General features: G+C 41.7%; 24 protein-coding genes and 2 tRNA genes. 20 read left to right on the top strand and 6 right to left on the bottom strand.

The window, feature by feature from the left end; genetic code table 11:
• Positions 1 to 34 precede the first annotated feature (34 nt).
• From E4665_RS06820 to E4665_RS06790, 7 genes are all read left to right on the top strand, one after another.
• Entirely contained in the window at positions 35 to 835 is an 801-nt protein-coding gene (locus E4665_RS06820) for a hypothetical protein (RefSeq protein ID WP_135348046.1), read from the top strand.
• Between the two features lie 204 nt (positions 836 to 1,039).
• Positions 1,040 to 1,387, top strand: a complete 348-nt coding sequence (locus E4665_RS06815) for a hypothetical protein (protein ID WP_135348045.1) — start codon at positions 1,040 to 1,042, stop codon at positions 1,385 to 1,387.
• 301 nt (positions 1,388 to 1,688) lie between these two features.
• A complete protein-coding gene (locus tag E4665_RS06810; protein ID WP_135348044.1) occupies positions 1,689 to 3,113 on the top strand; it encodes a DEAD/DEAH box helicase in 1,425 nt (474 codons plus the stop codon).
• A gap of 325 nt (positions 3,114 to 3,438) precedes the next feature.
• Complete coding sequence (locus E4665_RS06805; protein WP_167815137.1) at positions 3,439 to 4,653, top strand: phage portal protein; 1,215 nt, start codon at positions 3,439 to 3,441, stop codon at positions 4,651 to 4,653.
• On the top strand, positions 4,640 to 6,109 hold the full coding sequence (locus E4665_RS06800; RefSeq protein WP_135348042.1) for a phage major capsid protein: 1,470 nt from the start codon (positions 4,640 to 4,642) through the stop codon (positions 6,107 to 6,109). The genes E4665_RS06805 and E4665_RS06800 overlap by 14 nt, the downstream gene beginning before the upstream one ends.
• Positions 6,110 to 6,184: 75 nt before the next feature.
• On the top strand, positions 6,185 to 6,592 hold the full coding sequence (locus E4665_RS06795) for a phage major tail protein, TP901-1 family (RefSeq protein WP_135348041.1): 408 nt from the start codon (positions 6,185 to 6,187) through the stop codon (positions 6,590 to 6,592).
• A gap of 67 nt (positions 6,593 to 6,659) precedes the next feature.
• Positions 6,660 to 6,905, top strand: coding sequence for a hypothetical protein (locus E4665_RS06790; RefSeq protein WP_135348040.1), 246 nt, complete (start codon positions 6,660 to 6,662; stop codon positions 6,903 to 6,905).
• 251 nt (positions 6,906 to 7,156) lie between these two features.
• Here E4665_RS06790 and E4665_RS06785 read toward each other — a convergent pair whose 3' ends face one another.
• Together E4665_RS06785 and E4665_RS06780 are read right to left on the bottom strand one after the other, a co-directional pair.
• On the bottom strand, positions 7,157 to 7,396 hold the full coding sequence (locus tag E4665_RS06785; protein ID WP_135348039.1) for a hypothetical protein: 240 nt from the start codon (positions 7,394 to 7,396) through the stop codon (positions 7,157 to 7,159).
• A 208-nt stretch (positions 7,397 to 7,604) separates the two neighbouring features.
• Positions 7,605 to 7,877 (bottom strand): hypothetical protein, encoded by a 273-nt coding sequence (locus E4665_RS06780; protein ID WP_135348038.1) that lies wholly within the window; start codon positions 7,875 to 7,877, stop codon positions 7,605 to 7,607.
• Positions 7,878 to 8,066: 189 nt separating this feature from the next.
• On the opposite strand from E4665_RS06780, the gene E4665_RS06775 reads away from it, so the two are divergent.
• The 4 genes from E4665_RS06775 to E4665_RS06760 all read left to right on the top strand — a co-directional run bounded on the left by E4665_RS06775 (position 8,067) and on the right by E4665_RS06760 (position 10,596).
• Positions 8,067 to 8,381, top strand: coding sequence for a hypothetical protein (locus E4665_RS06775; RefSeq protein ID WP_135348037.1), 315 nt, complete (start codon positions 8,067 to 8,069; stop codon positions 8,379 to 8,381).
• Positions 8,381 to 9,025 carry a RadC family protein gene (radC, locus tag E4665_RS06770; protein ID WP_241654720.1) on the top strand — a complete coding sequence of 215 codons (645 nt, stop codon included), beginning with the start codon at positions 8,381 to 8,383 and terminating at the stop codon, positions 9,023 to 9,025. Before E4665_RS06775 ends, radC begins: the two co-directional genes overlap by 1 nt.
• Positions 9,026 to 9,114: 89 nt before the next feature.
• Positions 9,115 to 9,315 carry a helix-turn-helix domain-containing protein gene (locus E4665_RS18810; protein WP_135348035.1) on the top strand — a complete coding sequence of 67 codons (201 nt, stop codon included), beginning with the start codon at positions 9,115 to 9,117 and terminating at the stop codon, positions 9,313 to 9,315.
• A 3-nt stretch (positions 9,316 to 9,318) separates the two neighbouring features.
• Positions 9,319 to 10,596 carry a site-specific DNA-methyltransferase gene (locus E4665_RS06760; RefSeq protein ID WP_135348034.1) on the top strand — a complete coding sequence of 426 codons (1,278 nt, stop codon included), beginning with the start codon at positions 9,319 to 9,321 and terminating at the stop codon, positions 10,594 to 10,596.
• Here the strand turns inward: E4665_RS06760 and E4665_RS06755 are convergent, their stop codons facing one another.
• A complete protein-coding gene (locus tag E4665_RS06755; protein ID WP_135348033.1) occupies positions 10,597 to 11,460 on the bottom strand; it encodes a helix-turn-helix domain-containing protein in 864 nt (287 codons plus the stop codon).
• A gap of 152 nt (positions 11,461 to 11,612) precedes the next feature.
• Here E4665_RS06755 and E4665_RS06750 point away from each other — a divergent pair, with 152 nt between their 5' ends.
• The 4 genes from E4665_RS06750 (at position 11,613) to E4665_RS06735 (ending at position 13,274) form a co-directional block, all read left to right on the top strand.
• Positions 11,613 to 12,287 (top strand): Fic family protein, encoded by a 675-nt coding sequence (locus E4665_RS06750; protein WP_135348032.1) that lies wholly within the window; start codon positions 11,613 to 11,615, stop codon positions 12,285 to 12,287.
• 51 nt (positions 12,288 to 12,338) lie between these two features.
• Entirely contained in the window at positions 12,339 to 12,920 is a 582-nt protein-coding gene (locus E4665_RS06745; RefSeq protein WP_135348031.1) for a GIY-YIG nuclease family protein, read from the top strand.
• Positions 12,921 to 13,120: 200 nt separating this feature from the next.
• Positions 13,121 to 13,195, top strand: a tRNA-Gly gene (locus tag E4665_RS06740).
• A gap of 6 nt (positions 13,196 to 13,201) precedes the next feature.
• Positions 13,202 to 13,274, top strand: a tRNA-Ala gene (locus tag E4665_RS06735).
• 88 nt (positions 13,275 to 13,362) lie between these two features.
• Here the strand turns inward: E4665_RS06735 and E4665_RS06730 are convergent.
• The 3 genes from E4665_RS06730 to E4665_RS06720 form a co-directional block, all read right to left on the bottom strand.
• Positions 13,363 to 14,565 carry an Acg family FMN-binding oxidoreductase gene (locus E4665_RS06730; protein WP_135348030.1) on the bottom strand — a complete coding sequence of 401 codons (1,203 nt, stop codon included), beginning with the start codon at positions 14,563 to 14,565 and terminating at the stop codon, positions 13,363 to 13,365.
• Positions 14,565 to 15,170, bottom strand: a complete 606-nt coding sequence (locus E4665_RS06725) for a TetR/AcrR family transcriptional regulator (protein ID WP_277752211.1) — start codon at positions 15,168 to 15,170, stop codon at positions 14,565 to 14,567. The genes E4665_RS06730 and E4665_RS06725 overlap by 1 nt, the downstream gene beginning before the upstream one ends.
• A 209-nt stretch (positions 15,171 to 15,379) precedes the next feature.
• Positions 15,380 to 15,553: an aspartyl-phosphate phosphatase Spo0E family protein gene (locus tag E4665_RS06720; RefSeq protein WP_135348029.1), complete on the bottom strand. Its 174-nt coding sequence runs from the start codon at positions 15,551 to 15,553 to the stop codon at positions 15,380 to 15,382.
• 303 nt (positions 15,554 to 15,856) lie between these two features.
• Between E4665_RS06720 and sigW the strand changes: the two genes are divergently transcribed.
• The 5 genes from sigW to glmM all read left to right on the top strand — a co-directional run bounded on the left by sigW (position 15,857) and on the right by glmM (position 20,691).
• A complete protein-coding gene (sigW, locus tag E4665_RS06715; protein WP_135348028.1) occupies positions 15,857 to 16,444 on the top strand; it encodes an RNA polymerase sigma factor SigW in 588 nt (195 codons plus the stop codon).
• Positions 16,431 to 16,829, top strand: a complete 399-nt coding sequence (locus tag E4665_RS06710; protein WP_135348027.1) for an anti-sigma factor family protein — start codon at positions 16,431 to 16,433, stop codon at positions 16,827 to 16,829. The genes sigW and E4665_RS06710 overlap by 14 nt, the downstream gene beginning before the upstream one ends.
• 289 nt (positions 16,830 to 17,118) lie before the next feature.
• The gene (gene cdaA, locus E4665_RS06705) at positions 17,119 to 17,940 is read left to right on the top strand and encodes a diadenylate cyclase CdaA (RefSeq protein ID WP_135348026.1); all 822 of its coding nucleotides are present in this window, start codon (positions 17,119 to 17,121) and stop codon (positions 17,938 to 17,940) included.
• Positions 17,933 to 19,225 carry a CdaR family protein gene (locus E4665_RS06700; RefSeq protein WP_135348025.1) on the top strand — a complete coding sequence of 431 codons (1,293 nt, stop codon included), beginning with the start codon at positions 17,933 to 17,935 and terminating at the stop codon, positions 19,223 to 19,225. Before cdaA ends, E4665_RS06700 begins: the two co-directional genes overlap by 8 nt.
• 107 nt (positions 19,226 to 19,332) lie before the next feature.
• The gene (gene glmM, locus E4665_RS06695) at positions 19,333 to 20,691 is read left to right on the top strand and encodes a phosphoglucosamine mutase (protein ID WP_135348024.1); all 1,359 of its coding nucleotides are present in this window, start codon (positions 19,333 to 19,335) and stop codon (positions 20,689 to 20,691) included.
• Positions 20,692 to 20,887: the final 196 nt, after the last annotated feature.

Raw genomic sequence — 20,887 nt, 5'->3', positions numbered from 1 at the left:
ACCTTCTGTTCTGTCAAAGGAGAGAAGAACAGAAATGAATTTGATGTCAGTGATTAGTGGCAAGGGCTTTGTCATGTTCAACAAAGAGATTGCTCGTTCTGTGTCTGTCAATGGAGCGATTATTTTCGGGCAGCTCTGCTCAAGTTATGAGAGCTTTGAAAAGAAGAATATGCTGACGAATAAGGATGGGAAAGAGTATTTCTTCCTTACAAGTGAATCAATTGAAGAAGAAACAGGCCTTACTTACAGACAACAACACAAAGCGATTAAGGAGCTTGAAGAGGCAAAGTATCTGGAGACAAAGCTAATGGGCGTTCCGGCGAAAAAATACTTCTGCATAACGGATAAAATTTTTAACGATCTACATTTAACTGAGGGTAAGGCTAGTTCCGACAAAAAGTCAAAGCTGAATGAATCAAAGGATGAACGGGATAGTACTAACTGCTCCAGCATTGACAAAAAGTCAAAGCAAGAAATGACAAAATGTATCACCAAGATTGGACAAAAGGGTCCAACTATTAAAAAGAAAAAAGAAAAAGAACAATATAAAGAGAATAAAGAATTACTTGTTAACAAGAGAGACGAAATCGTTAACAAGCTCTGGAAGCATTTCTCGTTCGAAGGAATGAACAAAGAACTATTCTTTCGAGTTCTCACTCAGATAGAGTCTCAAGAAGCTGAAGGAAATCGAATCGATGACTTTGAGCGATACTTTTCTGCAGCATTACATACAGCTCTTAATCGAGCAGACATTAAACGAGGTCTCAAGGAGCCACCTAGAATCACAATGCCAGGTTTACCTGACTATGATTGGCTCAATGCTGATTTGGAATAGTCTCTAGAGGGCCCAGAACGCCCCTCGTTGATTTATTCCGAGGAGGATAGTGTATAAAAATAGTTGCTTAGTTTAAAGGCCCAATAAAGACATTCTATGAATTTTTTCAAAAGGAGTTACCCAATCAATTGCTGCTTTACATTGTTTGATCCCTAGATATAATGATGCGGTATTAAAAAAATAATTGTCATGGGGGAACTATTCATGAAAAATGTAAAGATTCGGCTTAGTGATATTCAATCGATGGTTTCTGAAGAAATTCTTTGGAAATATAATTCTGATGAAGCGTTTATTCTTGAAACAGAAAGAATTGAGATAAATTCTGTGTGTAAGGATTCTGAGGGGGATATTCATGTAAGTGCATCAGTTGTTCAATGTTTCAAGGATTTACTTGGATTAAAGTTCAAAGTACACGGAGAATCATTCATTTCATTATTTGACTCTGAGTATTTCAGTTTGCTAAACGAGGAGAGTCTCATGAATGAAATGTATGAAAGATGGGCAGAAACGAATCAATTTAAAATACACGTTCTTCTGACTAATCTAGTGTGAGGACGAAAAGAATGTTCAAAATGGCGAACACGCTTTTCGTTCGGCTTTTGACATTCTTCTTCGTTCGATCACTAGATTATTTGGGTGAAGCAGGGCGTTCGGCTTTTTGAACGCTCTGATTTGCCCAAACCTTATTGATTTAATGTAGTATTCATTAGGGTTAAAAAAAAGAGCGGATTACTAATATTAGCAATGGGACTTTATTTTTTACCTTTCAAATATTCTCCAATTAAAATCTCCAATTGATTTACGTTATTCGTGCCTCAGATAGAATAACAAAAATCAGATGGAGGAAATGAATATGGCATATTTATCAGAAAAATTCACTGCTGATGACTTTAGAGGTATGAAGGCAGGATTTAATTACGGATTTTGGTCAGAGCCAGACAGTGGCAAGACAAGGATGATCTTTGAGCACCTTGTTCCTTTAGCAGAGCAGAATGAAAGGAAAATCTTGTTTCTTTATCCTCGTTCTGCAATTGGAGACCAGCTAAAAAATAAGTATGTCTCTGAGTCAGTTGATTACCGAACATATCAGTCCATAGAGAGTGATTTAGCGAGAGGAATTATCTTGCCTAAGTATGATTACATTGTATGTGACGAGGCTCATTACTTCATAGAAGATGCTAGTTTTAATGATGAGACAGAGCGGTCCTTTGATTACATTAATCAGGAACATCATGCAATAAAAATACTTCTTTCAGGAACGCCTGAGCCTCTTCGATATGCTGAGTTTATCAAACCAGTCATTGACATGTGCTTTGTGGACTACTCAAATCATAACGTCGAAGTGGTCTTTCTAACTCGAAATACTAAATTGATTGAACGACAGATAAAGCAGCAACTTGAAAAAGGGCAACAAACCTTAGTATTTTCATCTTCAGCCACTTCAGCATATGAACTTTCCAAAAAGTTTTTGGAGCATGACCCTTTTTTCATTAGCAGCAAGAATAATCAGACTTTCAAGTCCAAAAACGATGAAGACGTTCGAGAAAGGATCATTGAATGTGAGCAAACAAATCGAAAGATAGGCTTTATGACAGCAGCGATGAACACGGGTATAAACTTTAATGAAGATGTGCGAAATGTAGTTATATTGGGTTCACCTACCTCAGTTGAAATTCGACAAACTGTTGCTCGCGTTAGAAAAGGTGAGAAGAATCGAAAGGTTAGGCTTTACCTTCAAGTTCCATTTGGACAAGCGATTCGGACAAAGGTTGAAACAATGAAGAGAGACTTAGAGTTTATAGACATTGGGATTCATGAATGGCAGAGGAAATATGGCGTAAAGAGAACTCCATCGTTTATATGGCACGAAACCGATAGAATAGACCCAGACTTGGCCCATATTAAAATAAATAAAATGAGGCTTGCTAAAGTGAAATCTGATATCTCTGATTTTGCGTCGATGAGCAGTAATACAGTCGGCACATATCAGAGAATCGTAGAAAAATATTACCCCTCAACCTCCATACACTGGCTTAAATCCCCTTCTGAGAGTATTGAAAAATTCCTTGAAGAGCATATTGAAAATATATTGGTCAAAGAGGACCAGCAAAAAATGAAAGAGATTTTCAAGAAATCGGAGATTACAAGCAGATCAGGTACGGTTGGCCCCAAAGTAATTCGTGATTATCTCTATCAAAAAAAGAAATATTCCCTTCAAACGAAAGTTAAATCTGTGAATGGAAAGAAGCAGCAGGTCTGGATTATTACTAAGTTATGAAGTGATGTAAGTAATGAGATATGGGGCTTCCGACTTTCAAAAACTTGCTCCCAAAAGCAACTTTTTTCAAGAAACCCATATAGAAAGTCCCACTTGTATATATTATATTATGTGAGCGCCGCACAGACTTCGGTGTTCACCAACCTGATTGTCCATTTTTCTTTTCTTCAATGTGCTTTCAAATTCATAACCTCCAGTGAAAATCAGCTCTATCCTCCAGAGCTGGTTATTACTACATAACGGTCACTACCTAAATGGTAGTGGCTTTTTTCTTTACCCTCATTTGCTTTCAAAGGCACAACATAAAAACAAAAGGATGAATGATATGGGATTATTTCGATGGGGAAAGCCCCTAAACGATGATGGAAGGGACTACTTTAGTACGGCAATATTTTCTACACGGCCGAAAGGAAAAATTAGCGAACAACAAGCACTAAAGATTCCTGCGGTAAAAGCTGCTGTTGACTTAATAAGTGATTCAATCGCTACGTTACCGATCTATTTGTATGAGGAACAATCTGATCAAGCAATCTCTAAAGTTAAAGATCGCAGAGTAGACCTTCTAAATGACCGAGCGAATGATTACGAGATTGCTCAGACACTCAAAAAGCAGCTCGTTAAAGATTATTTGCTGCATGGAAGAGCGTTCCTTTACCTTGTCAGCGACAATTTTTATTACCTAGAAGCAAGCAAAGTCGATGAAGAGTGCTACACAAATGATGGCATAACGATCGCTGAGAAGCGTTTCAAATACCATGGTGTCAAAGAAATAATGATACCTGAGGCGCAAATAATCATGATCAATTCTGGCTCGAGTGGTGTATTAGCTTCAGGTGAAGACATTCTTGATACAGCACTGGGCTTGATTAATTATCAAAATGCAATAATGAACAATGGTGCGCTGCCTATGGGCATTCTCAAAGCCTCATCAAGATTGACGCAGCCAGCTATTGATCGCTTGAGAACAAGCTGGGAACAGCTATACAGTGGCTCCAAGAACTCAGGGAAAACGGTCGTTCTTGAGGAGGGTTTGGACTTTAAGGCGTTGTCTCTCCGACCGAACGAACTTCAAATGACCGAAGCAAATACGTTGATGATTGCTGAAGTAGCTCGGCTCTTCAATATGCCTGAATCACTCTTAAATGCTCAAGCCAACAAATATAATTCACTTGAACAGAACAATCTATCATTCCTACAATACTGTATTGCCCCAATCCTAACGAACTTCGAATCGTCCTTCAATCAAGCTCTTCTCACAACTCAAGAGAAACAACAAGGCTATTACTTCCGTTTTGACACTTCAGAAATTATTAGAACGACTGAAAAAGAAAAAGTTGATTCAGTCAGCGCAGCGTTCACTAAAGGACTAATCTCATTCAATGAAGCACGCTATCAGTTGGACAAGCCTGCGATTGAAGATGATTATTATTTGCTTAATTTAGGAAGCGTTATCAAAGATTCAAAAACTGGCAAGTTAACAGTTCCCAATATGGGAATTGCTCAAGATTTAAAGAAGGAGGAACACAATGGAGAAAATTGAAATTCGGGCTCATGAAGTTGAACTCTCTGGCAGTGAAGGCCTCAAGGTTTCAGGGTATGTCAACAAAACAGATCAGCTGAGCCAGCCACTCGGTTCCGTAAAAAAGTTCCGAGAAAAGATTGCCAAGGGTGCCTTTACACGTGCTCTAAGAAATACCAAGCGAGATATCGACTTTCTCACAAATCATGATGCTCAGTCAATTCTTGCATCAACTCGAAATCAATCTCTATCCCTCGTTGAAGATGACGAGGGTCTTTTTATGTCTGCTGAAATTACACCAACCTCATTTGGCAAAGACACCTTCGAGCTGGTTAAGTCTGGAATTTTGAAAAACATGTCGTTTGGATTTAGAAGCCTCAAAGATAGCTGGCAACAAGTTGGTAATGAAATGGTTCGAACGGTTGAGGAACTTGAACTGATTGAAGTTTCGGTCGTTCGTGACCCAGCGTACAGCCAATCAACGATTTCAGCACGAGGTCTTGATGTCATTGAAGAAATTGAGGTTCCTGCAAAGGAACAGATATCTAATAAAAAATCAGAACAACACAAGGAGAAAAGAACAATGATGAAAATGGAATCACACGAAAACGATTTTGCAGCTATTTTACGTGGAGAGCAACGTGCCTTAGTTAAGACAACAGACGGTGCAGCATTAATTCCGGAAAATGTTGCTAGCGAAATCGTAAAGAAGATGGAAGAAGCCTCGAGCGTATTTGCACGTGCTCGTAAGCTCAATTCGGTATCTGGATCAATCAAGGTCGCTCGAGAAAATGATACAGTTCAGGCAGGCTTTGTCGGGGAAGGCGAAAATATCCTCGAACAAGCTCTGGCTTTTCAACAGGTTGAATTGACTCAGAAGCGTGTTGGAGCAGCACTCACATTGAGCAATCAATTAATCAATGACTCCGCAGTTGCTGTTGATAGTTATGCAAAAGACCTGCTTGCTCGTCGAACTGCGAAAGCGGTTGAAAAATCAATTCTTACAGGTAATGGTGGCGTGGAGTTTAATGGCATTATCAATGACGCCGATTTGGCGCAGGTTGATGTGACAGGTTCTGCTACGATCGACAACCTTCTCGATTTGTACCTCGCTATTCATCCATCTTTCTTGCAGAACTCAGTTTTCATTATGCAAAGAGATTTCTTTCAGTTGGTTGCAAAACTGAAGGATGGAAACGGTCACTTCTATTTGCAGAGTGGTGTTGTGAACGGAAAAATCGGCTACACCTTATTCGGTCTGCCAGTTGAGATTACTGAAGCTCTTCCTGCAGCAACACCGATCGTCTTTGGTAACATTACTGAAGCGGTCACAGTTATGATTAAGCAGCAGCAGGGAATTCAAGAAATTGTGGATTCGCAGCAAGCTCTTCGTGGTTCAAAGCTCTATGTATTTGATGCCTACATGGATGCAGCGGTGACGAATCCTCAAGCTGTGGTAAAACTTTCTGTTAGTTGATTAAGTGAAATATTTCACAAGCAAGAGTCGTTCATTCGGCTCTTTTTATTTTTTTTATGAAAAGAGGAACAGATAATGCCAAAAATTACTGGTATGAAGGTCAAATTGTATGTGATGGATGCTTCGACCGGAAAGGTACTTGCAGGTCAGAAGAATGCTACTTTGAACCGTCAGGCAGATAGCATTGATGCAACTTCCAAAGATACTGAAGGATTCTGGAAAGAAAATCTTCTGGGTTTCAAGGAATATTCAATTGATGCGGATGGTGCTTATGTTGTGAATGATGCAGCATATGGTGTTCTTGAAACAGCTTTTGTCAACTCCGAGAATGTTGATGTGTATCTTGAGTTCCCAAGTGGTTTAAAGTATACAGGCAACTGCGTCATTACGGACTTCAGTCTTGAAGCACCTTATGATGATCTTGTGTCTTATAAACTAACGCTTAAAGGCTCTGGTGCGCTGACCGTTGAAACAGGAGCATAATTAATTAAGAGCAGGATTATTCCTTGCTCTAATACATAACCCATTAAATTTAGGAGGTGAGTCATCCATGTATCAAAATAAGCTTGATCATCTAGCAGCAATCAAAGACTATATCGGTGAAGAGCAATACCGACTTTGTGCAGCAGCAATTCTAACGGAACACTATATCAAATCAATGAGAATAAGAACGAGGAACATTCGCAAAATGCAGTTATTCGAGATTGTTAATCTGCATCTTCGGTTTCTCGGCATTGAAGAAGTAAGCTACAGTTTCATTCGATTGAGGGCAGACAGAGATAAGCAAGCAGGTTGATTGTTGCATGATACATCATTGTTGTTGGTGTATCACATACATAGTTTTGTAACGAATAACATATCGAGTGGTGATGAAGGTGTACTGCCACAAATGGAAGAGAGTTCAGGAATGAATGGCATTTGAACGACACGAGGAAGGTTCTGCGGTAACGCCCTACCTCATTTAAAAAAAATACACACAGTCATGAAATAACGAGGGGAGGTAAAGAGACACTACGGTTCCCAAAACGCCTTTTCACGTAAAGTCTCTCAATAACCTAATTTCACCATTACTTCTTCGTCACCCATCAGATATCTTACGGCATCATCGTAATTATCGAACTCTTCAATGTAGCAGGCTCCTTCGGAATTATCGATTGCCTCCCAAGTCTCACCACCGATGTTAACAAGAAACAGTCCAAGGTCTTCTTCTAAGTTCTGACGGTAACGATCAACAATTTGCTTTGACCGGTCCTGATTGATAACGGTGATTTGATAGTTGTATAACATATTCTTTACCTCCTCATATCTCTCTATATCTATTTTAAATAGCACGTGATCTACCGTACATATATAATTGAATATTCAGTCATTAAAATAGGTATTTAACTATCAAACAAGTATGGTGACTAGCCTAAGGAAGGGCTCCCACGTAAAAAAATGACACGAAGATCTTGTGTAAATAAAAAGAAGACCCCTAAGGGTCTTCAGTTACATATTATTTCTCAGTTTTCAGGTCTCTTATCTCTCCTTCATATTTGATTGAGTGGAGTGAAAGGGTCTCTAGCAATAATTCATGCTTAGCAAGTTGAGCTTTTAAAGTTGTCACTTCTTCAGATAAGTCAGCTGATTGTTTGTCATCTTTACCTAGCTGCATTTCTATACGATCAAGACGCTCATTAATCGTTTGGAACCCTTGTGAAATAGTCTCGTTTATTCTCTCGAATCCTTGCCTTATTTCATCTAATGATGTATCAAATTTCTTCCCCATCTGATTCACTCCTAGGCTGCATTCTTGTAATTCCTAGGCTAATTATATCTTGTTCATCGAGGAAAATGGATAGATTCATGTATCAAAATAATATCGGAAAATTCAGACAAAATAGTGTACGGTGGCGCAAAAACAATTTATAATTATAAATGTGAGAGATGTAAAAAAATTCCATATGGAGGACTGATGATGGAACAATCCTTCTTCATGAAACAATTTGAAAAGGAGCTGAGTTTCTTAAAGAATTGTCAGATTAAAGGCGTAAGAGAATTACCGTATATTCTCAGTGAATTGCATTATGATAGCGATCCAGAAGTTACTGTTATTTTTAACGACCAATTTGAATTAGTCTTCGACAAGAAATCTCAGGAATCAAATCTCCGTACCAATAACTCGCACCAACTCCTCGCAACAGAGACGATAAAGCATCTGATTTTTGTTGATCAGCTAAGAAGTGGAATCGCTTACTACTTGAATAAACTGTGGAATAGGGAGGAATTATGATGAATGAACACTATGAACTGGCGAAGGAAGAACTCGCATTTTATGGGGCTGAAAACGCTTCTTTACAAAATATCTTAGCCGTACTGATTGGTCCAAAAGCAAATCCTTCAATTACAGGTCAGCTATCGGCATTAGGAATTGATCGTTTGGCCGATCTGAGTATTGAAGAACTAAGGAATATTCAGGGACTTGGAGAGACAGCGGCTAAACGAATCAATTCAGCCTTCGGCCTAGCCTTCAAACTTAGAAAATTCGGCAAAAAGGAAAGCTACAAAATCAGAAGTCCTCAAGATGTTGCTAATTATTTCTCTAATTTGGAACATGAACAGCAGGAATGTTTTGATGCAATCTATCTGACGACGAAGAATGCAGTCATCAGTAGAAAGAACATATTTAAGGGCACACTTAATTCTTCAATCGTTCACCCAAGAGAAGTATTTAAGGAAGCAGTTCGATTGAGTGCAGCGGCTGTGGTTGTTGCTCATAATCATCCGAGCGGGGATCCAACACCAAGCAGGGAAGATATTGATGTCACAAGAAGACTGGTATCAACAGGGAAAATGCTTGGTATTGATTTGCTGGATCACATTGTAATCGGGGATGAAAGTAATTATGTGTCTTTAAAAGAAAAAGGGTATGTGTGAACTGTTAATCATATTGATTTATTTAGACCGACAAGATATTATAGTATTTAAGCGACATGAAAGTATATAAACGACAAAAATGAGTGTGAATGATAATGTCTACCTTAAAAAAGGATCTTATGATGTCTACTCAAGAAGTGGCTTTAATATGCAATGTAAAGCAGAGAACTGTTCAACGATGGATATTGTCTGGAAGACTTAAAGGTGTCAAGTTGGGTCCTAGAATATGGAGAATTAAAGTAAGTGATTTTAATGATTTTATCGAAGGAAAAGGCGAAAACGAGGTGTGATGATTGGCTACAGGGATACCCACTTGCATTAATAGTAATGTGGACGATGATTTAAGCTTTTCTCTAAACTACAATGGGAAAAATTCTAAAGAAGATATCATTAATAACACTTCTAATGCAGATGTGCAACAAGTGATCGGTATAACCGGGAACCCAGAAAATCGTTTGTACTTTGGTGATAATTTACATATACTGCGGAGTTTGATGGGCGACCCAAAAATATTTGGAAACGTTAAACTTATTTATATTGATCCACCGTATGCAAAAAAAGCTAGGTTCAATAGTCGCTCTCAAGAACATGCATACTCAGATACGCTTTTTGGATCAAAATACATCGAGTTTCTTAGGCAAAGATTAATAATAATGAGAGAACTATTAGCAGAAGATGGATCTATATATGTTCATCTTGATAGCACAATGGCGTTCCCTATTAAAATAATTATGGATGAGGTGTTCGGTGAACACAATTTTAGAAACTGGATCACTAGGAAAAAATGTAATCCTAAAAATTACACAAAAAAACAATATGGTAACATTTCGGACTATATTTTGTTTTATAGTAAAACTAAAGATTTTACATTTAATCAACCCTATATTCCATGGGATGAGGGAACTGGCAATAAAGAATATCAATACGTTGAAGAAAAAACTGGTAGAAGATACAAAAAAGTTCCGATTCATGCACCTGGGGTTCGAAATGGCGAGACAGGTAAAGAATGGAGAGGAATGATGCCTCCGGTAGGCAAACATTGGCAGTATACACCAGAAAAGTTAGATGAATTTGATAAGAAGGGGGAAATCTATTGGTCTCCCACAGGGAATCCAAGGAGAAAAGTCTATCTTGACAATAGCAAAGGAATCCCCGTTCAAGATATTTGGATGAATTTTAAGGATGCTCATAATCAGAACGTAAAAATTACAGGCTACCCAACAGAAAAGAATGAGGAAATGCTTAAGCAAATTGTCTTAGCTTCTTCGAATAAAGGAGATCTTGTTCTTGATGCTTTTGCAGGTAGTGGAACTACTTTGGCAGTGGCTGAGACATTAGGGAGAAAATGGATTGGAATTGATAATTCCGAGCTGTCTATCAGAACCATTTTGAATCGGCTCATAAATGGTAGCGAAAAGATGGGCGATTTTATAGAAAATAGGAAAAAAAAGAGCCTACAAACAGAGTTGTTTGCAAACCGGATTTTAATGAGTGGATTAAAAGTTTATGTTGATAGCGAAGTTAACACATCCTTAGATGAATTAAACACTTGGAAAAAGATAGTTGAGTAATTAACTTTCTATCCAATCTTTTGTCAATTTTTCAGGAAGCATTTTTAATGTGCACACCATCGCTCTGCCATGACCATAGTCCTCTAGATCAGAATAATCGCGCCACATTGATCCTAATAAAAGACCAGGTCCATCATTAATAAATAAAACTTTGAGTGGTATGTGTTTAATCAGTGCGTACTTACTTATTATGGTAATTTTATCCCTGTTACCACTAGTTCTGTCATCTTCCTGCGCTCCTCCTCTATCAGAGTCATAACGAGCAAAACCAATTACTAGAGGAGTATTGTCGCTTTTTCGGTAAATAATAAAATCTGCAGGGACTGATTCGGTAAAATCGTCCAGTTCCTTTGATAAGATTAAGTCTTTTCCTGCTCTTCTTGGACCGTTAATAGTATATTCGCTCTCAAACGTTTCTTCAAACCATTTAAAGAAATACTCAGTCAATTCGTACCCTTTTTTACCTCTGTCTTTATATTCATAAAGAAGAGTTGCGATGGTAGGATCTGGGCTTTCCTTTTTATATATTTTGCTACGGACTTCTTCGATACGTCTAAAGCGTGAACTAAAGGCTTCGATTATTGTTTCTGTATCTTTTTTCTTTTTTAACATTTCAACTGATGTGTCTGGTGAAATGTATTTTCGGAATAGACGTAAGAGCTGTATGCGTTCTTCTTGTTTTGTCGCTTGTATTGAACGTAATAGTTCCTGAGAATTAGTACTTGAAAAAACTAAATCGTAAAATTTTTCTAATACAGGCGTATAAAGCGATACTGCTTCATGAAGCGAATCAGGATAGTATTCTGAGTCTATAAATGTAATGTAACTTGTTGCTTTGGATCTGTAGTCAGAAAATTCTTCCAATAATCTTTCCCTCCTCAGCCAAAATATACTATGAACATGGATAATTATAACAGTTCAGTTTTTTTATATAAAGAAAATAAAATATTGATTTCATAATAGTCCCTGTTGCTGTGATAAGATAAGAACAATCCAATTGATCTGAGGGACGTTCTATGGAATGGAATCCAGAATATAAAAGGGATCTTCTTACTCGATTTGCTCATCATTCATCGGCTATTGAAGGAAATGGGCTCTCTCAGACTGATGTCAATTCAATTCTGCTTTATCAAACGCTACCAGAAAAAATGATTCCGATTCGAGAGTTTCTTGAGGTTGAAAATCATCGTTTAGCTTTTGAGTTCATGTTCAATAATTTGGAGAAGGATCAGCCAATCAGCATAGCCTTAATCAATGGGATTCATGAGAAGTTGATGGACAGAATCCACCAAGAGAAAGGTCACTTCAAAACTCAGGATAATGGAATCCTCGAAGCAAATTTTAAAACGGTTCCTGCTACTCGGGTTTCTTTGAAAATGAAGCAGTGGGTTGAGAACCTAATCTTTGAAGAACAAATTGCCAAATCTGATGATGATATTATTCGGTTGGCGTTGGAAAATCATATTCACTTTGAACGTATTCACCTTTTTATGGATGGTAATGGTCGTACTGGAAGAATGTTGATGATGTATTTTTTGATGAAACATCACATCGCTCCATTGATTATTAAAAAGGATGAGCGGACTGAGTATATAAGGATTCTAGATAATCAAGATGTTGAAGGCTTTTTCACGTTGGCTCTGCCAAAGATAAAATATGAAGAAGATCGAGCCAAAAGATTTAGTAATTGATCTTTTTACAAATCACCAAACCCAGATATAAAGAGGGTGAGGTGATTATTTATGTACTACATTTATCATTGGTTCAATGCTGAAACGAACGAAGTGTTCTATGTAGGGTTGGGTACTGGCAATCGTCGATATCAGACAAGGAACAGAAACAAGTTATTCAAAGCGTATTATGCAAAGAATAACTGCGGTGTTCGAGTGTTCAAAGATGGACTGGATTATGAGGAAGGCCGTCAGCTTGAAATAGAGCAGATAAAAGAACTAAGTCCTTGTTGTAATATGACAAAAGGCGGAGAGAAGACGAACGGTGCTAAGATATCTAAGACATTGACTGGTAGGACGCTTTCACAGGAACATAAGGACAACGTATCAAGAGGAATAAAACAATGGTACAAAGAGAGAGCCACAGAAGGGAAAAGAACGTTAAATGGTAAGAAGGCGGCTGTTTTGAGCCGAGATAAAAACGTCATTCGAACCTTTGATGCGAAATATAAGGTTGGTACTTGGCTGCATAAAGAGCATGGTTATGGGAATAATGAAAGATCGGCACAGAGAAAAGCCGATAAATACTTCAAGACAAAAGAACTCTTTGACGAACGATTTTATTTTATTGAAATTGTTGTTGACAAGCAGTAACATTTCTTTTAAGATATATCTTGTGACGTTGAACGAGACGTTTTTGAAAATGCTTGATGTAGAGAGCATTGATGCACGTATAAATTTCGGGTGAGATTCAGGTTCTAGTGTCCTTTACCGGACGTGGAGGTTCAAGTCCTCTCATCCGCATTATTTTTTTCATGTTGGTTATACTGGATGCTGGTAAACAGTGTTCATGTGCGGAAGTAGTTCAGTGGTAGAACATCACCTTGCCATGGTGGGGGTCGCGGGTTCGAATCCCGTCTTCCGCTCCATCTTATGGGGCCTTAGCTCAGCTGGGAGAGCGCCTGCTTTGCACGCAGGAGGTCAGGAGTTCGATCCTCCTAGGCTCCACTTCAAGAACTACATATGAATTAAGGGACGCCTGATTGTTGTCAGGCGTCCCTTTTTTTAAATCAAATGTTCCCTTTTTAACTGAGCTTTATTTTTTGACGATCAGGTCCATGACATCGCGCCGCATGGTGACCGGAACCGATTGGGTCGGCCGGCCGATCCGGACGAGCATCTGTATTGTTCCTCCATCCGGAGCGTATTGTTCATGAATCCTTTTGTAAGCCTGGCTCATTTCGGGATATTCTTCCAGAACCTGGCTGAGCGGCTGACAAACAAGGCCAAGCTGATGCGCTGTCAGGGTCAGCCTGCTGTAAAGCATGCCACTTTTCACCTGATTGACACGGCTGTTGTCCTTTGTCAGGATCATGGCATAGGCCGGCGTCCCATTAACGGAATCCTGGGTTGATTTAATGAAGAGATCAGACGCTGATTTTCCGCTGTTCATTGATGGAAAGAGCGTCACCAGTCCCTGAGTGAGCTGAGCCATGATTCCGGACATGCCCTGGCCTTCGACAGAAAACCCATAGCGGTACTTATTTTTTTGGTATTCATTAGAACGGAAAATGGCACCGGATTCCGCCATGACTCGTGAGACACCGGACTCAATAACAGCCCCCTCCATGGCCAATTTGCCGAGTCTGCTGATATTCTCCTTATCCTGATAAACCTTCACTGACAGGTTCTGATCCTCAGGAAGATTCTGATGAAGCAGGCTGAGCTGCTGTCCGGTCAGCTTCTCCGGCTTGTAGGGCGCACGATTGGTGTCCGGCAGATAAAGTGCGTTAAAAAGGGGTGTGTGCCGCGGCACCGTTTTTCGCAGGGTAATCTTGGCGACGGGTTTCACATTCATGCTTTCCGCGAGATGCTTTTCATCATAAAGCCCGTCTGGGAAAAAAGCGATGTCGGGCTGATAACCGATTTCCTGGCCCGCAACCTCCACATAGTCCAGAAAAGTTCCCTGGGTTACCATCATCTGACGTGAATCCGGATCCACCTGCGGCGTCATTCGGCTGCTGTCCGCAAAAAGGTAAAAGACCATCGGATTATTTTGGTCAAGCCTGATCTTCCACGGCTGCATGTTGTGGCCGTTCGCCGCGAGCAGTCCGTACGCTGAAAGCCTGATCCGCGGATCTTCAAATTTTTGGGCATAATTTTTATCCCACGGTTCCAGATATTTCTTCGGCTGAAAAACGCCGCTGGCCAGGAAAAGAACGGATAATACCAGAATCAGGACAGCCAAGAGGCTAATCAGAGTATAGAGCACTGTTTTTTTCACTCCTCGCTTTTTCATCAGGCAGTAGGGCCTCCATTTTCTGTTTTAATGGAATGGATCATCATCTGAAAGGCATAAGAAACTAAGTCGTCCGGTGAAATATGATGGGTGTTTTGGATATAGCTGGCTTTGACTCTTGAAGTATTGAATACCCCGGCCATGCACGACCATAGAACGAGCGCGGTTTTAACAGGATCCAGATCATTTTTGTAGCGCCTGGCGGCCTGCCCGTCCCTGATTATGCCGGTCAGCATGCCGAAAACTTCTTCTCCCAGTGTGTAGCATTCGTTTCTCGACTGATCCGGGATGTCATCCCTGAAATCATTGTCGCTATTCTCGTATGAGAAAATAGCGGCGAAGTACTCAGGGTACTTTTGACTGAATGTGTAAAGCGTATTGGCCATCCGCTCCAGCCTGTTGCCCTTTTCCCAAATCTGCTCTTCCTTTTTCAGCATGGTGATGAGCAGCCGATACCCCCGGATCATCACTTCAAAATTTAGCTGCTCTTTGCTTGGAAAATAGGCATAAACAGTCCGCTTGCTGAAATGTGCCACGGCGGCAACGTCATCCATGGTTGAGCGATCGAAACCTTTTGTGAAGAAGAGCTTTTCCGCGGCGTCAATGATTTTTTTTCTTCGTATTTCCTTCGCAGCTTCTTTTACCGTTTTGAATAGCGCCTCCTCTAACGAAAAAAGACAATAAAGTAAACTGACAGTTTACTTTATTGTCCGATATATGACTGCTTCTGTCAATCATAAGAATGGAGCGATATCAAAAAGTTAGCCCCGGTTATGGTATAATCTGATTAATCCATCAGCTGCAAAACGCCGGATCAAAGGACCTTGTGTTCCTGCTGTTTGATCAGCCGCTCGTATTTATTCAATAAACGATCGAGACGGCTGCTGATCTGTTGCATTTTTGAAGAAGACAGGGATTCATGGCTGGCAGTTTGGACCAGCTGGCCGCGCACTTTTTCAATTTTCGAGCTTAACTGCTGCTTGTCCATTTAACCACCTCCGAATTTTGTAAGAGCGGCATCCAGAATACTGAATCAGGCGGCCGCTCCCTTATGAAAACCGCAGGAATAAATGAATGTGACCATGTGTCTTCCGAAAGCGAATCAGCGTGCTATAAGACGGAATGATCTGTCTTTAAGAGCTGATTTCAATAGAATAAAATACCCTTATTAATAAATATGTAAACCATGGACTGTTTGAAAATTTTTCAATTTGTTTTTAATGATCGGCTTTATTTTGAAACTTGGAATAAGGATCTGCCGTATAAAATACTGCTGTGAAAGAGGATTATAATGGACCAGAAAGAAAAGCGGCTGATTAAGAAGGTAAAAAAAGGAGACCACCAGGCCTTTGCCGAGCTGGTTGACAGGTATAAAAACAGTGTCTATACTATCTGCCTGCGAATGGTCGGAAGCCGTGAGGAAGCTGAGGATCTCTCGCAGGAAGCCTTCATACGCGCCTATAACCATATCTCTCAATTTGACAGCGACCGCAATTTTTCAACATGGATCTTCCGCATTGCGACCAATCTCTCGATTGATTCATTGCGTCGAAAGAAACCGAGCGTGTCTCTTGATGCGGAAATTCCCGGGACCGAGGGGCTGGCTCTGAACACGATACTACCAGGTGGTGAAACTCCGCCTGATGAGCAGATCGTGCGCGATGAGACCGAGAAATGGATTCAGCATGAAATTGGAGAGCTGCCGGAAAAATACAGGTCGGCCGTTATTCTGAAATACATTGAGGATCTCAGTCTGAAAGAAATCAGTGAAATCATGAACATTCCTGTCGGTACAGTAAAAACCAGGGTTCACCGCGGGCGGGAATTGTTGAGGAAGAATATGAAAGCTTCAAGAGGTGAAGAGGATGACATGCTTTAATAAAAAATACGTGTCACTGATGAATAAAGTTCTGGATGACGAAGCAACAAAGTCGGAGCGGGATGAACTTTTTGCACATCTGGCCACTTGTGAAAACTGCCGCAGACATTTTCAAGAGTTAAAGCAATCAACTGAACTGTTGAACCAGCTGGTACACCCTCAATTGCCCATTGATTTTACGAAAAATGTTCTCGAACAATTGCCGGCAGAAAAGCGTCACGCGATTAGGAAATGGACATCCCGCCATCCCTTCATCGCTGCCGCGGCCGTTTGCGCACTGCCCATGTCACTGATTGTGATTGCGGCAGGACGCCAGAATATGGTGCAGGGAAAGACTGACAGAGACCGATTCATTCTGCTCAAGGCACCGGAAAACAGGCTGTGACTGCCTTAATCATCTTTTCAGACAGGCAGGCATAGAATGAGGAACACGCCGTTTGTGACTGAAACGGCACTACTATAATCATTCATTTCGGGTTATCATTAATAAAGTGAGTTTTCTGCTCTAAGAAGATCCTGAGGAGTTTGTTCGAGTGGTCTGTAAAGCACTCTCAGGCTTAAAAAGGGACTTGTTCTGCATGACGCATGAGTGCCCGGCTCCGTTTTTTAAAAGAGAGGTGCTAAGCGGGATTTAGGCGTTTGAGGAAGAGCAGCTGATCTGGAGGATGAAAGCCATGGCTTTTTGGACTCATTTTAACATTCTGAACTATATAACAGATATTATAGATATATTAATTGTGACCTATCTCATTTATAAAGTGATCCTGATCATTCGTGGCACAAAGGCCGTCCAGCTAGCGAAGGGTATACTGGTTATTGTTGCCGTATGGTTTCTGAGCAGTCTGTTCCAATTGAAAACGCTGGAATGGATTCTTAATAATGCGATTACATATGGCCTTTTTGCAATTATCGTGATCTTTCAGCCCGAGCTGCGCCGCGTGCTTGAGCAGCTGGGCCGGGGTCGACTTTTTTCACGGGGCGCCATCGTGGAAGAAGAGCACAAACAAATGACCGATGCGATTGTCAAAGCATCCTCATATATGGCGAAACGGCGAATCGGCGCTTTGATGTCCATTGAACGTAAAACGGGACTCAATGATTATATTGAAACGGGAATTTCTCTGAATGGCAACTTAACCTTCCAATTGCTGGTTAACATTTTCATTCCGAATACGCCGCTTCATGACGGCGCGGTGATTATTAGAGGCAATGAAGTCATCGCGGCGGCGTGCTACCTTCCTTTATCCGAGAGTCCGTTTATTTCCAAGGAGCTCGGGACAAGACATCGGGCTGCGATGGGGGTCAGTGAAGTAACGGATGCTCTGACTGTTGTTGTATCGGAGGAAACCGGTGGGATTACAGTGACGAAGAACGGCGAGTTATTCCGCGACATTTCGGAAGAGCAGCTGACGGAAATGCTGCAGCATGAGCTGAATGAACCTGAAAGCGCGGCATCTTCTTTACGGTGGAACTGGAGAGGGAAACGCAATGGATAAACTTCTGCACAAAAACTGGCTCGTAAAAATTATTTCTTTTGTCATGGCGCTGATGCTCTATGCCATTGTTTCGGCCGGCCAGACTCCCTCGCCAAATCCGTCCGGAATTGCTGTCAATCCTCTGGAACAATCAACAATTACGGAGAATCTGAATCTGAAATATGACGCGAATAAATTTGTGGTCAGCGGGGCGCCCCAATCAGTAGACATTCGGATGAACGGCTCAAGCAATCTGATCCTGAAAGCCAGACTTTTGGGTTCTAAGAGTGCGTTTGTTAACCTGAACGGGATGAAACCGGGTACGTATGACGTTCGGGTTCAGACATCAGGTTTTCCAAACGGATTGTCGGTGAAGGCTGTTCCGGGCACTGTAAGGGTGACGATTCAAGAACGGACAAGTAAAGAATTTCCGATAGCTATCGATGTTTTGAATAAAAATACGATAGGGAATGTTTATTCTATAGGAAGCCCGACCATTGATCCGAACACGGTCACGGTCACAGGCGGGAGGCAGACGATTGATTCAATCGCGTTTATCAGAGGCGTCGTGGACGTCAAAGGCGCCGATGCGACAGTGGACAAAATGATCACACTGCACGCCTACAATAGTAACGGAAATCAGATGGACGTAACGGTTGAACCGTCTTCTGTACATGTCCGCGTGCCGATCACCAAAACGTCAAAGCAGGTGACCCTCCAGGCACTGACAACCGGGACTCCGGCAAAGGGTTATTCAGTCACTTCGATCGATCTGTCCACAAATAGTGTCACTGTTTCTGCGCAGGATGGAAATACACTGAACCAGATTGTGGATACCCTTCCTGTTTCTGTAGCTGTTGACGGGCTGAAACAGGATAAAGCGTTCAGCGTAGATGTGCCGCTTCCCGCAGGAGCAACGACTGTTTCACCAACCAAAGTCACAGTGACCGTTCATATAGCACCAAACACCTCAGGAAGCAGCGTTCCTAGCAGCGGAAGCAGCACCACTTCCGCCACTTCAGGATCGAACCAGGGGAATGTGTCGAAGCAATTCAATAATATCCCGGTATCGGTTACAGGACTTGCCGCTGGAAGAACGGCGACCCTCGGAAACAGCGGAAACGTCAATGTCTCAGTTACAGGGAGCTCCTCATCTCTTGATCAATTGAACACGAATGATATTAAAGCAAATGTTGATCTTAACGGGCTAAATACCGGTGACCAGCAGGTCGCTGTTCATGTGGACGTCCCAAATGGACTGATCGCATCAGCCACGCCAGCAGTTCTGGATGTACGTATCAGTTGATTCTTGCAACTTGGGGACGCTAAATCATTATTTTGACAGAAAGAATACCGGAGTTTAAAATAGAGCGGCGAGCTCGGACGAGCGGAAAGATAGGAGCGATTAGAAAAATGGCAAAGTATTTTGGAACCGACGGTGTCAGAGGAATTGCAAATGAAGGCCTGACACCGGAACTGGCCTTTAAACTCGGAAGAGCGGGAGGCTATGTTCTGACCAAGACGACGGAGCACCCGAAAGTATTGGTCGGGCGCGATACCCGTATTTCAGGGAACATGCTCGAAGACGCGCTGAATGCGGGACTGCTCTCAATCGGTGTTGAAGTCATGAGACTGGGCGTGATCTCTACTCCCGGTGTTGCCTATCTAACAAAGGCCATGGACGCCAGCGCTGGCATCATGATTTCGGCTTCGCACAATCCTTTTGCGGATAATGGGATCAAATTTATCGGCAGTGACGGCTTCAAGCTCAGCGATGAAGTTGAAGAGGATATTGAATCGCTTCTGGCAAAGGAGACGGATGATCTTCCGCGCCCGGTTGGCGGAAATCTCGGCACTTCAAGCGATTATTTTGAAGGCAGCCAAAAATATCTGCAGTTCCTGAAAACAACGATTCAGGAAGACGACTTCTCATCAATGAGCATCGCTCTGGACTGCGCCAACGGCTCGACCAGCTCGCTCGCTCCCCATCTGTTCGCAGACCTGGAAGCGGATATTGTGACAATCGGTACATCGCCTAATGGGAAAAATATCAATGATGGTGTCGGATCGACACATCCGGAAGCACTCGCCGCGTTTGTTCAGGAAAAAGGCGCGGACTGCGGACTCGCTTTTGACGGCGATGGTGACCGGCTGATCGCTGTGGATGAACTGGGCAACGTGATTGACGGCGATAAGATTATGTATATCTGCGCCACGTATTTGAAATCACAGGGCCAGTTGAATAAAAATACACTGGTGACTACGGTCATGAGCAATCTGGGTCTTTATAAGGCTTTGCAGACGGCCCAGATCGAAACCAAACAGACGACGGTCGGCGACCGGTATGTCATGGAAGAAATGCGTGCAGGCGGCTACTCGCTTGGCGGCGAACAGTCCGGACATATCATATTTCTGGATTACGCGACAACAGGAGATGGCATGCTAACCGCTCTGCAGCTTGTCAGCATCATGAAAGTGACCGGCAAGAAGCTATCTGAACTGGCGTCCGGTGTCCGTACGTATCCTCAGAAACTGGTCAACATTCGGGTTGTCGACAAGTTTCATGTCACGGATAATCAGGCAGTCGCCGAAACCATTAAGCAGGTAGAAGACGAAATGGCTGGTGACGGACGCATTCTGGTCCGCCCGTCCGGCACCGAGTCGCTGATCCGCGTTATGGCAGAAGCACCGACGGAAGAAGAATGTGCTGCTTATGTTGACCGGATCGCCCAGTCTGTTGTGAAAGAAATCGACGGTCAGATCCAGGGATAATTAACGGAACCCGGCTTTAGCAGCTTTCTAAGCATAGGGTATGTTTCAGTATCACCGGATATGATCTGTGCGAATATATATAGGAAGTGTAATGAATCAGCCTCTGATTGACAGTGTCCTTGATTTTAAGTAAAATTTGATTGATTGTGAACAGATTGAGCTTTACTCGGAAATGGAAAAGAGGGTCGTATAACTA

The organism is Sporolactobacillus shoreae, from assembly GCF_004684935.1.
Taxonomy (GTDB): Bacteria; Bacillota; Bacilli; order Bacillales; family Sporolactobacillaceae; genus Sporolactobacillus; species Sporolactobacillus shoreae.
The sequence above is the reverse complement of the archived record's forward strand: the minus strand, read 5'-3'. Positions and strand labels throughout refer to the sequence as shown.

Bases quoted from the DNA above. Each gene is read 5' to 3' on its own strand.
- E4665_RS06820 (WP_135348046.1), top strand. From the start codon at position 35: ATGAATTTGATGTCAGTGATTAGTGGCAAGGGCTTTGTCATGTTCAAC.
- E4665_RS06815 (WP_135348045.1), top strand. From the start codon at position 1,040: ATGAAAAATGTAAAGATTCGGCTTAGTGATATTCAATCGATGGTTTCT.
- E4665_RS06810 (WP_135348044.1), top strand. From the start codon at position 1,689: ATGGCATATTTATCAGAAAAATTCACTGCTGATGACTTTAGAGGTATG.
- E4665_RS06805 (WP_167815137.1), top strand. From the start codon at position 3,439: ATGGGATTATTTCGATGGGGAAAGCCCCTAAACGATGATGGAAGGGAC.
- E4665_RS06800 (WP_135348042.1), top strand. From the start codon at position 4,640: ATGGAGAAAATTGAAATTCGGGCTCATGAAGTTGAACTCTCTGGCAGT.
- E4665_RS06795 (WP_135348041.1), top strand. From the start codon at position 6,185: ATGCCAAAAATTACTGGTATGAAGGTCAAATTGTATGTGATGGATGCT.
- E4665_RS06790 (WP_135348040.1), top strand. From the start codon at position 6,660: ATGTATCAAAATAAGCTTGATCATCTAGCAGCAATCAAAGACTATATC.
- E4665_RS06785 (WP_135348039.1), bottom strand. From the start codon at position 7,396: ATGTTATACAACTATCAAATCACCGTTATCAATCAGGACCGGTCAAAG.
- E4665_RS06780 (WP_135348038.1), bottom strand. From the start codon at position 7,877: ATGGGGAAGAAATTTGATACATCATTAGATGAAATAAGGCAAGGATTC.
- E4665_RS06775 (WP_135348037.1), top strand. From the start codon at position 8,067: ATGGAACAATCCTTCTTCATGAAACAATTTGAAAAGGAGCTGAGTTTC.
- radC (WP_241654720.1), top strand. From the start codon at position 8,381: ATGAATGAACACTATGAACTGGCGAAGGAAGAACTCGCATTTTATGGG.
- E4665_RS18810 (WP_135348035.1), top strand. From the start codon at position 9,115: ATGATAATGTCTACCTTAAAAAAGGATCTTATGATGTCTACTCAAGAA.
- E4665_RS06750 (WP_135348032.1), top strand. From the start codon at position 11,613: ATGGAATGGAATCCAGAATATAAAAGGGATCTTCTTACTCGATTTGCT.
- E4665_RS06745 (WP_135348031.1), top strand. From the start codon at position 12,339: ATGTACTACATTTATCATTGGTTCAATGCTGAAACGAACGAAGTGTTC.
- E4665_RS06730 (WP_135348030.1), bottom strand. From the start codon at position 14,565: ATGAAAAAGCGAGGAGTGAAAAAAACAGTGCTCTATACTCTGATTAGC.
- E4665_RS06720 (WP_135348029.1), bottom strand. From the start codon at position 15,553: ATGGACAAGCAGCAGTTAAGCTCGAAAATTGAAAAAGTGCGCGGCCAG.
- sigW (WP_135348028.1), top strand. From the start codon at position 15,857: ATGGACCAGAAAGAAAAGCGGCTGATTAAGAAGGTAAAAAAAGGAGAC.
- E4665_RS06710 (WP_135348027.1), top strand. From the start codon at position 16,431: ATGACATGCTTTAATAAAAAATACGTGTCACTGATGAATAAAGTTCTG.
- cdaA (WP_135348026.1), top strand. From the start codon at position 17,119: ATGGCTTTTTGGACTCATTTTAACATTCTGAACTATATAACAGATATT.
- E4665_RS06700 (WP_135348025.1), top strand. From the start codon at position 17,933: ATGGATAAACTTCTGCACAAAAACTGGCTCGTAAAAATTATTTCTTTT.
- glmM (WP_135348024.1), top strand. From the start codon at position 19,333: ATGGCAAAGTATTTTGGAACCGACGGTGTCAGAGGAATTGCAAATGAA.